This window comes from Streptomyces sp. NPDC057900 (genome assembly GCF_042887885.1).
Classification (GTDB): Bacteria; Actinomycetota; Actinomycetes; order Streptomycetales; family Streptomycetaceae; genus Streptomyces.
This window is the reverse complement of the sequence record NZ_JBHVOI010000014.1, coordinates 56009-70520: the sequence shown is the minus strand read 5'-3', so window position 1 is coordinate 70520 and position 14512 is coordinate 56009. Positions and strand designations below refer to the sequence as shown.

Genomic DNA, 14512 nt, shown 5'->3' with positions numbered 1-14512 from the left:
TCACCGGCCGGTGCCCGCCAGCCAGTCCGTCGTGTACGTGTCGATCTCCTCGGACAGCCCGCGTTTGCCCGCCGGGTCGAGGAAGGACGCCTCGACGGCGTTCTTCGCGAGCGAGGCGAGCCCCCGCTCGTCGAGGCCGAGGAGGCGGGCCGCCACCCCGTACTCGCTGTTGAGGTCGGTGCCGAACATGGGCGGGTCGTCGCTGTTGATCGTGACCAGCACACCCGCCTTCACCATCTCCTTGACCGGGTGCTCCTCGATGTCCGCCACCGCGCGGGTCGCGATGTTCGACGTGGGGCAGACCTCCAGCGCGATCCGGTGCTCGGCCAGGTGCTCCAGCAGCCTCGGGTCACGGACGGAGCTGGTGCCGTGGCCGATGCGCTCGGCGCGCAGCGCGGTCAGCGCGTCCCAGACCGTCTGCGGTCCGGTGGTCTCGCCGGCGTGCGGCACCGAGTGCAGGCCCGCCGCGATGGCGCGGTCGAAGTACGGCTTGAACTGCGGGCGGTCCACCCCGATCTCGGGCCCGCCGAGGCCGAACGAGACCAGCCCCTCCGGCCGCAGGTCGACGGCGAGCCGGGCGGTCTCCTCCGCGGAGGCGAGTCCGGCCTCGCCGGGGATGTCGAAGCACCAGCGCAGCACCACTCCGAGCTCGGCCTCCGCCGCCTTGCGGGCGTCCTCTATGGCCTCCATGAAGCCCTGTTCCGGGATGCCGCGCCGGGTCGAGGAGTACGGGGTGACGGTCAGTTCCGCGTAGCGGATGTTCTGCCGTGCCATGTCGCGGGCGACCTCGAAGGTCAGCAGCCGGACGTCCTCCGGGGTGCGGATCAGGTCCACGACCGAGAGGTAGACCTCGATGAAGTGCCCGAAGTCGGTGAAGGAGAAGTAGTCGGCCAGCGCCTCGGGGGCGGTGGGGACCTTGGAGTCGGGGTGTTTCGCGGCCAGTTCCGCGACGATGCGGGGCGAGGCGGAACCGACGTGGTGGACATGCAGCTCGGCCTTGGGCAGCCCCGCGATGAAGGGGTGCAGATCGGACATCGGATCCTCCGGGGGCAGTGAGTGGCGCGGGGCCCGGACATACGTGGAACCGGGCGGCGGACGGAAGTCATCGTAGGACGGGGGCTGGCCGTAGCATGACGGGCATCACGATGGGGGAGGCCCATGTCAGACAACACAGAGCAGCCGGAGGACGGGGCCGCGGCACGCGATCCGTGGGCTCCGCCGGACAACCGGGTACCGCTGGACAAGAAGCGCCCCCCGGACACCGGACCGCCGGCCGTGCACGACCAGCAGACCGTCACGGCGATGCCGGGCGTCGACGGGCCGCAGGACGCCCCGGCGGGATCCGCGCCGACTTCGGGCTTCGGCCCGACGTCCGGCTTCGGCGCCCCGGCCGACGCGGGGCAGCCGTCCGGGCCGCCGTCCGGGCCGTACGGTTCGGGGGCCGTGCCGCCACCGCCCATCGGCCCGAACGGTCCCGGTCAGCAGAGCCCGCCGCCCGCCGGCCAGTACGGCTACCCGGTGGGACCGGCCCAGCCGCCCGTCGGCCAGTACGGCTACCCGGCCGCCCCGCAGTACGGCGGCGGCTACCCGGGCTACGGCGGTCAGACGGCGTGGGGTGTGGCGCCCTCGAACGGCATGGGCACGGCGTCGATGGTGCTGGGCATCCTCGCCGTCTGCCTCTTCTGCGTCTACGGGATCCCCAGTCTGATCCTGGGCACGCTCGCGCTGATCTTCGGCATCATCGGCCGCAAGCGGGCCACGCGCGGGGAGGCGGACAACGCCGGCCAGGCGCTGGCCGGGCTCATCCTGGGGTCCATAGGCATAGCCATCGGCGTCGCCATCATCGGCGGCCTCATCTGGTTCTTCGCCGCGCACGCGGACGAGTTCGACGATGACAACTACAACGACGGCAGCACCTACGGGACGTCCCTGGTCATCGAGGACGCGCGATGACATCCCTGGCCGCGGTTGCCCCGGGTGCCTTGGACGGCGCCCGGTAAGCAGCGGCCGGCAGGCGGGGCCCGCGGGGGCGTGGAGCGCAATCCACGCCCCCGCGGGCCCCGCTCATATGCCGTCCGCGCCGTCGCGCAGCGCGGCCCGCGCGTCCATCAGCGCGAAGCCGAGCAGATTGAGCCCCCGCCAGGCCGCCGGGTCCTGCGCACGCGGATCGTCCGCCGCCAGCCCGATACCCCAGATCCGGTCCATCGGGCTGGCCTCGACCAGCACCCGCTCGCCCGTCCCCAGCAGAAACTTCCGCAGCGCCGGATCCTGGCCGAACTTGTGGACGCTGCCCGCCACCACCAGCCCGTACCGCTCGCGCTCCCAGACGGCCTCGTCGAAGCCACGGACCAGCCGGCCCGTCTTCTTCGCCTTGGCCGGGCTCTTCGCCGCCACCGCACGGGTCTCCGCCTCCGCGTCACCGAACAGCCGCGCCTTGCCGGCCATCATCCAGTGCTCGGCAGAGGCGTACTCCACACCGTCGACCACGAACGGTGACGGCCACCACTGGCTGAGGCAGCTCGCGCCGATCTCCCCGTCCGGCCGCGGCCGGTGCCCCCAGAACCTCAGATACTTCACGTGCTCGCCCCGCCCGGCACGCGCCACGAGCTCTGCCATGTGTTCCATGACACGTGAGTCTGGCATCCGCCACTGACACTACGTACGGGGAATTCCGCACTGACGCGACACATGGTCGACAGATTCCGTTGCGTAACCAAAAGGCAACAACGGAATCACTTGTTGGGCTCGGTCCCCTCTGTCAGGATCGGCACTCAAATCGAGCAGGAGCTACGCCGCCCCGCACTCCGGGAACAGCGGCGGAGGAGAGCGTGATGGGTAACAGCTTCCAGGTACAGGACCGCTTCGCGGACGGCGCGCAGTACATCGGCGGAAGACTGCGGCCCGGCACTTCGGGACGCAGCCACGACGTGGTGAACCCGGCCACGGGCAAGACCGTCCACACCTACGAACTGGCCGGCACCGCCGACGTCGACGCGGCCGTCGCCGCCGCACGTGCGGCCTTCCCCGGCTGGTCCGGGGCCACCCCGGCCGAGCGCTCCGAGGCGATGCACCGGTTCGCCGCGGTCCTCGCCGAGCAGGCGGACGACTTCGCGTACGCGGAGTCCCTCCAGTGCGGCAAGCCGGTCAAGCTCTCCACCGAGTTCGACGTGCCCGGCACCGTCGACAACGCGTCCTTCTTCGCGGGCGCCGCTCGCCACCTGGAAGGCAAGTCCGCCGCCGAGTACTCCGGTGACCACACCTCGTACGTACGGCGCGAGGCGATCGGCGTCATCGGCTCCATCGCCCCCTGGAACTACCCGCTCCAGATGGCCGCCTGGAAGGTCCTCCCGGCTGTCGCCGCCGGCAACACCATCGTGCTGAAGCCCGCCGAGATCACCCCGCTGACCTCGCTGATGTTCGCGCAGGCGGCCACCGAGGCGGGCATCCCGGACGGTGTGATCAACATCGTCAACGGCGCGGGCAAGGACGCCGGTGAACACCTCGTCGGCCACCCCGACGTCGTGATGACCTCCTTCACCGGCTCCACCGCCGTCGGCAAGCGCGTCGCGGAGATCGCCACCTCCACCGTCAAGCGCCTCCACCTCGAACTCGGCGGCAAGGCCCCCTTCGTCGTCTTCGACGACGCCGATCTCGAAGCCGCGGTCCACGGCGCGGTCGCCGGCTCCCTCATCAACACCGGCCAGGACTGCACGGCGGCCACCCGCGCCTACGTCCAGCGCCCGCTGTACGACGCCTTCGTGCAGGGCGTCGCGGAGCTGATGGAGAGCGTCCGGGTGGGCGACCCGTTCGCCCCGGACACCGATCTGGGCCCGCTGATCAGCCACGCCCAACGCGACCGGGTCGCCGCCTTCGTCGAGCGCGCCCGCGCCTACGCCACCGTCGTCACCGGCGGCGAGGCCCCCGGCGGCGAACTGGCCGACGGCGCCTACTACCGGCCGACCCTGATCGCCGGGGCCGCCCAGGACAGCGAGATCGTCCAGGCCGAGATCTTCGGCCCGGTCCTGGTCGTGCTGCCCTTCGACACCGACGACGAGGGCATCGCGCTCGCCAACGACACCCCGTACGGGCTCGCCGCCTCCGCCTGGACCCGCGACCTGTACCGGGCCAATCGCGCCACCCGCGAGATCAAGGCGGGCTGCGTCTGGATCAACGACCACATCCCGATCATCAGCGAGATGCCGCACGGCGGATACAAGGCCAGCGGCTTCGGCAAGGACATGTCGTCGTACTCCTTCGAGGAGTACACGCAGGTCAAGCACGTGATGTACGACAACACCGCGGTCGCCCGCAAGGACTGGCACCGCACGATCTTCGGGGACCGATAACCAGGCCTGTCCGGCCGCACACCCACCCGAAAGGGCAACGCGCATGGAGCAGTACGAGCCCGAGCGTCTCTCCGCGGCCCAGCTGGCCGCGATGCGTCGCACTCTGACCAGCGGCAGGGGAGCCCTCACCCGCCGATCACTGCTGCGCGCCTCCGGTACCGGCGCGCTCACACTCGGCGGGCTCGGCGTGCTCAGCGCGTGCGGAATCCCTCCCGCCAAGCGGGAGGAGGACGCCGCGGCTGCCTCCGACGACCACTCGGCCAAGGAGAAGCAGGTCAACTTCTCCAACTGGACCGAGTACATGGACGTCACCGACGACGGCAAGCACCGGCCCACTCTGGAGCAGTTCACCGAGCGGACCGGGATCAAGGTCAAGTACACCGAGGACATCAACGACAACGTCGAGTTCTTCGGCAAGATCAAGCCGCAGCTCGCGGCCGGCCAGGACACCGGCCGCGACATCATCTGCGTCACGGACTGGCTGGCCGCCCGCATCGTCCGGCTCGGCTGGGCGCAGAAGCTCGACGCCTCCAACCTGCCCAACGCGTACGCCAACCTCTCGGCCCAGTTCCGCTCCCCCGACTGGGACCCCGGCCGCGCCTACTCCTACCCCTGGGCCGGCATCCCCACGGTCATCGCCTACAACGCCAAGGCGACCGGCGGCCGCAGGATCGACTCCGTCAGCCAGCTGCTCGACGACCCGAAGCTCAAGGGCCGGGTCAGCTTCCTCTCGGAGATGCGCGACTCCATCGGCATGACCCTGCTCGACATGGGCAAGGACCCCGCCACCTTCACCGACGCCGACTACGACGCCGCGATCGGCCGGATCCAGAAGGGCGTCGACCGCAACCAGATCCGGCGGTTCACCGGCAACGACTACACCGCGGACCTCGACAAGGGCGACATCGCCGCCTGCGTCGCCTGGGCCGGCGACATCATCCAGCTCCAGGCCGGCAACCCGGACATCAAGTACGCGATACCCGCCGCCGGCTACGTCATATCCAGCGACAACATGCTGGTCCCGGTGAAGGCACGGCACAAGACCAACGCCGAGAAGCTCATGGACCACTACTACCGGCCGCCGGTCGCCGCCGAGCTCGCCGCGTACATCAACTTCGTCTGCCCGGTCGACGGCGTCCGCGAGGAACTCGCCAAGATCGACCGGTCGATGGCCGACAACCCGCTGATTCTCCCGGACAAGAAGATGGCGGCCGCCTCGCACGCCTTCCGGTCCCTGACCGCCGAGGAAGAGACGGCGTACGAGGAGAAGTTCGCCAAGCTCATCGGCGCCTGACTCCGCCCCCGCCCCCGCCCCGTCCCGAAGAACCCCCGATCCCCCTCTGACACCACTGGGACCGCCCTCCATGACACAGCAGCAGACAGGCGGCGATGTCCGCCTCACCGGGATCAGCAAGAGGTACGGCTCCTTCGCCGCCGTCCAACCGCTCGATCTGACCGTCCCGCAAGGCTCCTTCTTCGCGCTCCTCGGCGCGTCCGGCTGCGGCAAGACCACCACCCTGCGGATGATCGCGGGCCTGGAGGAGGCCACGACCGGCACCGTCTCGCTCGGCGGCCGCGACATCACCGCCCTCCCCCCGTACAAGCGGCCCGTCAACACCGTCTTCCAGAGCTACGCGCTCTTCCCGCACCTCGACATCACGGAGAACGTCGCCTTCGGACTACGCCGGCGCGGCATCAAGTCGGTCAAGAAGCAGGTCGACGACATGCTGGAGCTCGTCCAGCTCGGCGACTTCGCCCGGCGCAAACCGCACCAGCTCTCCGGCGGCCAGCAACAGCGCGTCGCCGTCGCCCGCGCCCTGATCAACCACCCCCAGGTGCTGCTCCTCGACGAGCCGCTCGGCGCCCTCGACCTCAAGCTGCGCCGCCAGATGCAGCTCGAACTCAAGCGCATCCAGACCGAGGTCGGGATCACCTTCGTCCACGTCACCCACGACCAGGAGGAGGCCATGACCATGGCCGACACCGTCGCGGTGATGAACGCGGGCCGGGTCGAGCAGCTGGGCGACCCCGCCGATCTCTACGAGAACCCCCGGACGACGTTCGTCGCCAACTTCCTCGGCACCTCGAACCTCATCGAGGGCGAGGTCGTCTCCACCGGCACCGACATCGTCGTATCGGCCAGTGGTGGCAAGCTGCGGCTGCCCAGCGACCGATGTCCCGTGCCGGCCGCGAAGGGCGGCAAACTCCTCCTGGGCATCCGCCCCGAGAAGATCTCCCTCGCGCACCGCGACGACGCGGACGCGATAGCGGAGGGCCGCAACCGGGTCACCGGCCGGATCGCCGACTCCAGCTTCATCGGCGTCTCCACGCAGTACGTGGTGGAGAGCCCGGCCGGAAAGTCGCTCCAGGTGTACGAGCAGAACATCGAGCGCGACTCCAGGCTCACCCCGGGGGCCGAGGTCGTCCTGCACTGGAACCCGGCGCACACCTTCGGCCTCGACGCCGACCAGGACATCGCCGCGGGTGTGGAGACGGTGGAGGACGCGGCGTGAGCGTCACCCAGGAGGCGCCACCCGCTCCCGCCGAGGAGCCGAAGGTGCGCAAGCCCTCCACCCGCAAGCGCCTCGTCCCCTACTGGCTGCTGCTCCCCGGCATCCTCTGGCTCGTCGTCTTCTTCGCGCTGCCGCTGATCTACCAGGGGTCGACGTCCGTCCAGACCGGGTCCCTGGAGAAGGGGTTCGAGGTCACCTGGCACTTCCAGACGTACTGGGACGCGCTGAGCGACTACTACCCGCAGTTCGTCCGGTCCCTGCTGTACGCGGGCACCGCCACGATCCTCTGCCTGCTGCTCGGCTACCCGCTGGCCTATCTCATCGCGTTCAAGGCCGGGCGCTGGCGCAACCTGGTGCTGGTGCTGGTCATCGCGCCGTTCTTCACCAGCTTCCTGATCCGCACGCTCGCCTGGAAGACGATCCTCGCGGACGGCGGCGCGGTCGTCGACGTACTGAACACCCTGCACGTCCTCGACGTCACCAGCTGGCTCGGCTGGACCGAGTCCAACCGGGTGCTGGCCACTCCGATGGCCGTGGTCTGCGGGCTCACGTACAACTTCCTGCCGTTCATGATCCTGCCGCTCTACACCTCCCTGGAGCGGATCGACGGCCGGCTGCACGAAGCGGCCGGGGACCTGTACGCCACCCCCGCCACCACCTTCCGGAAGGTGACGTTCCCGCTCTCCATGCCGGGCGTCGTCTCCGGCACCCTGCTGACCTTCATCCCGGCCAGCGGTGACTACGTGAACGCGGAACTGCTGGGCTCCACCGACACCAAGATGGTCGGCAGCGTCATCCAGACCCAGTTCCTGCGCGTCCTCGACTATCCGACGGCGGCCGCGCTCTCCTTCATCCTGATGGCGGTCGTACTGATCGCGGTCACTGTCTACATCCGCCGCTCCGGGACGGAGGACCTGGTCTGATGCCCGTACTGCGCTGGCTGCGACGCCATCTGATCGTCATCGCGGGTCTGCTGACCCTCGCCTACATGATCCTGCCGAACATCGTCGTGATGGTGTTCTCCTTCAACAAGCCCAACGGGCGCTTCAACTACTCCTGGCAGCGCTTCTCGCTGGACGCCTGGAAGGACCCCTGCGGCGTCGCCGACATGTGCGGCTCGCTCTCGCTCTCCCTCCAGATCGCCGTCTGGGCCACGGTCGGCGCGACCGTGCTCGGCACGATGATCGCGTTCGCCCTGGTCCGCTACCGATTCCGGGCGCGCGGCGCGATCAACTCGCTGATCTTCCTGCCGATGGCGATGCCCGAGGTCGTCATGGCCGCGTCCCTGCTCACCCTGTTCCTCAACATGGGCGCGCAGCTGGGCTTCTGGACGATCCTCATCGCGCACATCATGTTCTGCCTCAGCTTCGTGGTGACGGCGGTCAAGGCGCGGGTCATGTCGATGGACCCCAGGCTGGAGGAGGCGGCCCGCGATCTGTACGCCGGGCCCGTGCAGACCTTCGTACGGGTGACGCTGCCGATCGCCGCCCCCGGAATCGCCGCGGGAGCGCTGCTCGCGTTCGCGCTCTCCTTCGACGATTTCATCATCACCAATTTCAACGCGGGCTCGACCGTGACCTTCCCCATGTTCGTCTGGGGATCGGCACAGCGCGGCACGCCCGTGCAGATCAACGTCATCGGTACGGCGATGTTCATCATTGCGGTACTGGTGGTTCTCGCCGGCCAGCTGATAGCGAACCGGCGGAAGAACAACGCACGACCCTGAAAGTCTCTAAGGAGTTGGAAAACATGGCCCCAGTTGCCATGAGTGCCGCCGCCCAGTCAATCGCCGGCGCCAAGCCGCTGTCGTTCTGGCTGGACGACCCCGGCAGGCCAGAGGCGCTCCCCGCGCTCACCGGCGACGAGCACTGCGACCTCCTCGTCATCGGCGCCGGCTACAGCGGACTGTGGACCGCGCTGCTCGCCAAGGAGCGCGAACCGGAACGCGATGTCGTACTGATCGAGGGGCGCGAGACGGGCTGGGCCGCCTCGGGCCGCAACGGCGGATTCTGCGCCGCCTCCCTCACCCACGGCCTGCCCAACGGCCTGGAGCGCTGGCCGGACGAGATCGAGAAGCTGGAGGAGCTGGGCGCCCGCAACCTCGACGCCATCGAGGAGGCGGTCGCCCGCTACGGCATCGACTGCGAATTCGAGCGCACCGGGGAGATCGATGTCGCCACCCAGCCCCACCAGCTCGAAGAGCTGCGGGAATGGCACCAGGAGCTGGAGCGGCGCGGCTTCGGCGGCGTCGAGTTCCTGGACGGTGACGCGCTGCGCGCCCATGTCGACTCACCGACATTCCTGGGCGGCCTCTGGGACCGCCGCGGGGTCGCGATGCTGCACCCCGCCAAGCTCGCCTGGGGCCTGAAGCAGGCCTGTCTGGACCTGGGTGTCCGGATCTACGAGCACACCCGGGGCCTGGAGCTGGCCAGAACCGGAACCGGAATGGCGGTCCGGACGCCGGGCGGAAGGGTGCTCGCCCGCCACGTCGCGCTCGGCACCAACATCTTCCCCTCGCTGGTGAAGCGGGTGCGCCCGTACACCGTCCCGGTCTACGACTACGCGCTGATGACGGAGCCGCTGACCGAGGACCAGCTCGCCGCCATCGGCTGGAAGAACCGGCAGGGACTGGGCGACAGCGCCAACCAGTTCCATTACTTCCGGCTCTCCGCGGACAACCGCATCCTGTGGGGCGGATACGACGCGATCTATCCGTACGGGGGCCGGCTGAGCGCCGCGCTCGACCAGCGGCCGGAAACGTTCCTGAAGCTCGCCGGACAGTTCTTCGAATGCTTCCCGCAATTGGCCGGAGTCCGATTCACGCATGCCTGGGGCGGCGCGATCGACACCTGTTCCCGGTTCTCCGCTTTCTTCGGCACCGCTCACCGGGGCCGGGTCGCCTATGCCGCCGGATACACCGGACTCGGCGTCGGGGCCACCCGGTTCGGCGCCGAGGTGATGCTCGACCTGTTGGCCGGTGACGAGACGGAGCGGACCGCGCTGGAGATGGTGCGCGGCAAGCCGATGCCGTTCCCGCCGGAGCCCTTCGCGTGGGCCGGGATCGAGCTGACGAAGCGCTCCCTGGCGCGGGCCGACGACAACGGCGGCCACCGCAATCTGTGGCTGCGCACGATGGACCGGCTGGGGCTCGGCTTCGACAGCTGAGCCGGCGTGACCCAGCTCACTACCGGTTGGTAGCCGAACCCGCGTAATGGATCGCCGTCACCGCCCTCTCTCCGGTGAACGCACCCGCGACTCGATGTGGGTGCGATACCGAACGGAGGCGGGTCATGGCTGGCTCGGGGGTCAGGGCAGCGGTCGAGTGGCTTGTGTCGGTGGCACCGGACCCGGACGCCTGCCGGTGGGAGTGGGAGCGCAATCCCCGGGGGATCGCGCTCCTGCCCGCCGGCCGGCGCTGGGACGTGCTGATCCTCCCGGGAGAGCTGGGCTACCCGACGCTCGACGTGCTCACCCGGCTCATCGACCGGCCGGGACCGGTGCTGGCCGGCTTCGGTGACGCCCGCATGGGGTTCTTCGTGCCGCCGGGCACCACGGACCGGTGGATCGGGACGGGGGTGCGGGGCGCGGGCCAGGGGACCTGGATCGTGGCGCCCTACCCGGGGCGGGTCGCCGGTGGCATGCGGTGGCTGATCCCGCCGGACGGATCGGGCACGCTCACCGACGCCACGCTGCTGGAACTGGCGATGCACGAGGCCGTGGGCGGGGCCGCGGCGGGGGAGGGCCGGGAGTAGGAAGGGCGGCCGTTCTCCGGAAGGCTCCTGGCCGAAAATCGAGGTGCCCCGGACTGCTGATCGTCCGCGTGGCGTGCCTGCTCGCCTCGGGTCAGGGGAGGCGTCCGGCTCCTGGCGGCGCGTGCACGCGGCGTCGATTACGCGCGTCCAAGGGTGAGTTCACGCCATTGACGGGTGACACGTTGTTGCGGGGGCGAGGGGTTCGTAGGGTTCCGTTGCAGCGAAGCTTGGGAGCGCTCCCAAGCTTCGCTGAACCCCCACGATCCACCCCCACACCTGCCCAACGGAAGGAACTACCGTGACTGCCACGCCCCACCGTGCGCACCGCATCCGTACCCTGGCCGCCGCGCTCGCCCTGGCTGCCGGATCGCTCGTCGCCGTGACCGCCACGGCCGCCCCGGCCGGCGCCGATGCGCAGACCTGCGAACAGTTCGGGTCGGCCACCACCCCCGGCGGCTACGTCGTGCAGAACAACGCCTGGGGCACCACCGCCCCGCAGTGCGTCAACCAGGTCGGCGACGGCTTCGAACTCACGACGGCCGACGGCTCCGTGTCCACGGGCGGTGCCCCCAAGTCGTACCCGTCGATCTACGCGGGCTGCCACTACACCAACTGCTCGCCGGGCACCGTGCTGCCCAAGCAGGTCAGTGCGATCGGGAGCGCGCCCAGCGAGATCGCGTACAGGTACACCGACGGCGCCGTCTATGACGCCGCGTACGACATCTGGCTGGACCCGACGCCGAAGACGGACGGGGTCAACCGGACCGAGATCATGATCTGGCTGAACAGGGTCGGCCCCATCCAGCCGATCGGCTCCAAGACGGGCGTCGCCACCCTCGCCGGACAGACCTGGGACGTCTGGAAGGGGAACAACGGCGGCAACGACGTCATCTCCTACGTCGCCCCCTCGGCTCTGACGGATCTGAGCTTCGACGTGAAGGACTTCGTCAACGGGGCCATATCGGAGGGCCTGGCCACGCCCGACTGGTACCTCACCAGCGTCCAGGCGGGGTTCGAACCGTGGGAGAACGGTGCGGGCCTGGCCGTCACGAGGTTCTCCGCGGCCTTCAACTGACCCGAGGCGGCCGGTGGCCCCGTCCCCTTCGCGCACCGCGGTACGCGAAGGGGACGGGCCGGGGGTGAGTGCGTGCGGGCGGGAACGAGGGCTTCGGTGCCAGAGGTCTTGACAACCTGATTGGTCTGGACCATGTTGTGGCCACCCGATTCCCCCCTGCACGGAGGCCGTTGTGGAACGTACGGGACCCCCTGCCCGCATTACCGGACTGCTGGCCGCCCTCACGGCCACCCTGCTGGCAGCGGGCGGCCTGGCCGCCGCCGCGCCGAGCGCCGCCGCTGCCGACGCCGATCTGGCCCGCAACGGAAACTTCGAGGCCGGTCTGGACGGCTGGAGCTGTACGGGCGGCAGCGGAGCCACCGTCAGCACGCCCGTGCACGGCGGTACCTCGGCGCTGAAGGCGACCCCGGCCGGCAGCGACTACGCCAAGTGCTCCCAGGCCGTCACGGTCAAGCCCGACTCCACGTACACGCTGAGCACCTGGGTGCAGGGCAGCTACGTCTACCTGGGCGCGGAGGGCACCGGCACGACGGACGTGTCCACCTGGACGCAGTCCGCCGGGGCCTGGCAGAAGCTCACCACCACGTTCAAGACCGGCGCCTCCACCACCTCGGTCAAGGTGTACACGCACGGCTGGTACGGCACCCCCGCGTACTACGCCGACGACCTCAGCCTCGTCGGCCCCGGCGGTGACCCGGTCGCCCTCCCGGCGGTACCGGCGGGCCTCAAGGCGGGCACCGCCACCGCGTCCTCGGTCCCGCTGTCGTGGACGGCCGCCACCGGCGCCACCGGTTACAACGTCTACCGGGGTGGCACGAAGGTTCTCTCCACCACCGGTACCTCCGCTACCGTGACCGGCCTCACCGCCTCGACCGCGTACAGCTTCCAGGTCGCCGCCACCAACGCCGCGGGGGAGTCCGCCAAGTCGGCCGCCGTCACCGCCACCACCCCGGCGGGCGGCAGCGGGGGAGAGAGCGGCTCCGACCTGCCGGCCCACGCCCTCGTCGGCTATCTGCACTCCAGCTTCGCCAACGGTTCCGGCTACACCCGGATGGCGGACGTGCCCGACTCCTGGGACGTCATCGACCTGGCCTTCGGCGAACCCACCTCCGTCACCTCCGGCGACATCCGGTTCTCGCTCTGCCCGGTCGCCGAGTGCCCCAACGTCGAGTCGGCGGACGAGTTCAAGGCGGCCATCAAGGCCAAGCAGGCCAAGGGCAAGAAGGTGCTGATCTCCATCGGCGGCCAGAACGGACAGGTGCAGCTCGCCACCACCGCCGCCCGTGACACCTTCGTCTCCTCGGTCAGCAAGATCATCGACGAGTACGGTCTGGACGGACTCGACATCGACTTCGAGGGCCACTCGCTCTCCCTGAACACCGGCGACACCGACTTCCGCAGCCCCACCACGCCGGTCATCGTCAACCTGATCTCCGCGGTCAAGTCGCTCAAGGCCAAGTACGGCGAGAAGTTCGTCCTCACCATGGCCCCCGAGACCTTCTTCGTGCAGCTCGGCTACCAGTACTACGGCTCCGGTCCCTGGGGCGGCCAGGACCCGCGCGCCGGCGCCTACCTCCCGGTGATCCACGCCCTGCGCGACGACCTCACCCTGCTGCACGTCCAGGACTACAACTCGGGCTCCATCATGGGCCTGGACAACCAGTACCACTCGATGGGCGGCGCCGACTTCCACATCGCGATGACCGACATGCTGCTGACCGGCTTCCCGGTGGCGGGCGACCAGACCAAGATCTTCCCGGGGCTCCGCCCCGACCAGGTCTCGATCGGCCTGCCGGCCTCCACCCAGGCGGGCAACGGCCACACCTCGCCCGCCGAGGTCACCAAGGCGCTGAACTGCCTGACGAAGAAGACCGACTGCGGCTCGTACGCCACCCACGGCACCTGGTCCGGACTGCGCGGACTGATGACCTGGTCGATCAACTGGGACCGCTTCAACAACTGGGAGTTCTCGAAGAACTTCGACGCCTACTTCGGCGGCTGAGCCACAGCGGGACCAGCAGCAGCCCGCACAGGAACCAGCTGCCCAGCACGTCCAGCGGCCAGTGGTAGCCGCGCAGCACCAGACCGATGCCCGTCGCCGCCGTCAGCAGGACGGCGGCGACGGGCATCATCCATGAGCGCCTCGGGTACGGGGCGAGCAGCAGCGCCGCGGCCCCGTACGCCACCGCCGCGGTCGCCGCGTGACCGGAGGGGTAGTAGCCGGTGGCGTCCGTCAGCGGTCCGGGGCGGGCGATCCAGTCCTTGAGCGGGACGACGAACAGCGGCACCGCGGCCATGGTGAGCGCCGCCGTGACCGGGGCCCGGCGCGCGCCGCGCACCAGCGACCAGACGATCGCGAAGGCCAGCACCGGGAGCGCGACCTGCGTGTTGCCGAGATCCGCGAGGAATTCGGTGAGCCCGGCCGGACCGTGGCCCACCAGTGCCCGGCCGGTGCGCTCGTCGAGGCTCCGCAGTGGGCCGTCGGCCGCGATCTGCCAGGTGGTGAGCGCGAACAGGGCCAGCAGGCCGGACACCACGGAAATGAGAAGAGCCGTCCGTCCCGGAACAGGGGGGGTTGTTCCGGGACGGACGGTCGGACCGGTGTGCCGCGCGCCCCGGGGGGTGTGGGGCGGGCGGCCATCCGATCGGTGAGGAGTTCCGGAGCCGGAGGCTCCAGTGGTGTGCGCGAAGGCACAACCAGGGCGGTGCCGGGGGAGCTCCGACCCGGTGTCGCCGGCAGTCCCCTGCGGGCGGGGTGTTTCTCTCATCTGCGCAAACCGTACGTCAGGCGGTGGGGGGTCCGACAGCGGGAACGTTATCCCGCCA

Annotated in this window: 13 protein-coding genes; 10 read left to right on the top strand and 3 right to left on the bottom strand. The window is 69.9% G+C overall.

Annotated features, from left to right (window positions below):
• Nucleotides 1-1035 (bottom strand): adenosine deaminase, encoded by a 1035-nt coding sequence (locus ACFVQ0_RS32620; protein WP_390092811.1) that lies wholly within the window; start codon nucleotides 1033-1035, stop codon nucleotides 1-3.
• Nucleotides 1036-1158: 123 nt separating this feature from the next.
• Here ACFVQ0_RS32620 and ACFVQ0_RS32615 point away from each other — a divergent pair, with 123 nt between their 5' ends.
• Nucleotides 1159-1953 carry a DUF4190 domain-containing protein gene (locus ACFVQ0_RS32615; protein WP_390092810.1) on the top strand — a complete coding sequence of 265 codons (795 nt, stop codon included), beginning with the start codon at nucleotides 1159-1161 and terminating at the stop codon, nucleotides 1951-1953.
• 111 nt (nucleotides 1954-2064) lie between these two features.
• Here ACFVQ0_RS32615 and ACFVQ0_RS32610 read toward each other — a convergent pair whose 3' ends face one another.
• Nucleotides 2065-2616 (bottom strand): NADAR family protein, encoded by a 552-nt coding sequence (locus ACFVQ0_RS32610; RefSeq protein WP_390092809.1) that lies wholly within the window; start codon nucleotides 2614-2616, stop codon nucleotides 2065-2067.
• 215 nt (nucleotides 2617-2831) lie between these two features.
• On the opposite strand from ACFVQ0_RS32610, the gene ACFVQ0_RS32605 reads away from it, so the two are divergent.
• The 9 genes from ACFVQ0_RS32605 (at nucleotide 2832) to ACFVQ0_RS32565 (ending at nucleotide 13688) form a co-directional block, all read left to right on the top strand.
• On the top strand, nucleotides 2832-4346 hold the full coding sequence (locus ACFVQ0_RS32605) for a gamma-aminobutyraldehyde dehydrogenase (RefSeq protein ID WP_390092808.1): 1515 nt from the start codon (nucleotides 2832-2834) through the stop codon (nucleotides 4344-4346).
• 43 nt (nucleotides 4347-4389) lie between these two features.
• On the top strand, nucleotides 4390-5640 hold the full coding sequence (locus ACFVQ0_RS32600) for a spermidine/putrescine ABC transporter substrate-binding protein (RefSeq protein ID WP_390092807.1): 1251 nt from the start codon (nucleotides 4390-4392) through the stop codon (nucleotides 5638-5640).
• 70 nt (nucleotides 5641-5710) lie between these two features.
• Nucleotides 5711-6859, top strand: coding sequence for an ABC transporter ATP-binding protein (locus tag ACFVQ0_RS32595; RefSeq protein WP_390092806.1), 1149 nt, complete (start codon nucleotides 5711-5713; stop codon nucleotides 6857-6859).
• Complete coding sequence (locus ACFVQ0_RS32590; protein ID WP_390092805.1) at nucleotides 6856-7782, top strand: ABC transporter permease; 927 nt, start codon at nucleotides 6856-6858, stop codon at nucleotides 7780-7782. Before ACFVQ0_RS32595 ends, ACFVQ0_RS32590 begins: the two co-directional genes overlap by 4 nt.
• Nucleotides 7782-8585: an ABC transporter permease gene (locus ACFVQ0_RS32585; protein ID WP_073739146.1), complete on the top strand. Its 804-nt coding sequence runs from the start codon at nucleotides 7782-7784 to the stop codon at nucleotides 8583-8585. The genes ACFVQ0_RS32590 and ACFVQ0_RS32585 overlap by 1 nt, the downstream gene beginning before the upstream one ends.
• A 23-nt stretch (nucleotides 8586-8608) precedes the next feature.
• The gene (locus ACFVQ0_RS32580) at nucleotides 8609-10024 is read left to right on the top strand and encodes an NAD(P)/FAD-dependent oxidoreductase (RefSeq protein WP_390092804.1); all 1416 of its coding nucleotides are present in this window, start codon (nucleotides 8609-8611) and stop codon (nucleotides 10022-10024) included.
• A 125-nt stretch (nucleotides 10025-10149) separates the two neighbouring features.
• A complete protein-coding gene (locus ACFVQ0_RS32575) occupies nucleotides 10150-10611 on the top strand; it encodes a hypothetical protein (protein WP_390092803.1) in 462 nt (153 codons plus the stop codon).
• 298 nt (nucleotides 10612-10909) lie between these two features.
• Nucleotides 10910-11686 (top strand): glycoside hydrolase, encoded by a 777-nt coding sequence (locus tag ACFVQ0_RS32570; protein WP_390092802.1) that lies wholly within the window; start codon nucleotides 10910-10912, stop codon nucleotides 11684-11686.
• Nucleotides 11687-11858: 172 nt separating this feature from the next.
• A complete protein-coding gene (locus ACFVQ0_RS32565) occupies nucleotides 11859-13688 on the top strand; it encodes a chitinase (protein ID WP_390092801.1) in 1830 nt (609 codons plus the stop codon).
• Here ACFVQ0_RS32565 and ACFVQ0_RS32560 read toward each other — a convergent pair.
• Nucleotides 13639-14454, bottom strand: coding sequence for a phosphatase PAP2 family protein (locus ACFVQ0_RS32560; protein ID WP_390092800.1), 816 nt, complete (start codon nucleotides 14452-14454; stop codon nucleotides 13639-13641). The two genes, ACFVQ0_RS32565 and ACFVQ0_RS32560, sit on opposite strands and share 50 nt — an antisense overlap.
• Between the last annotated feature and the right edge of the window lie 58 nt (nucleotides 14455-14512).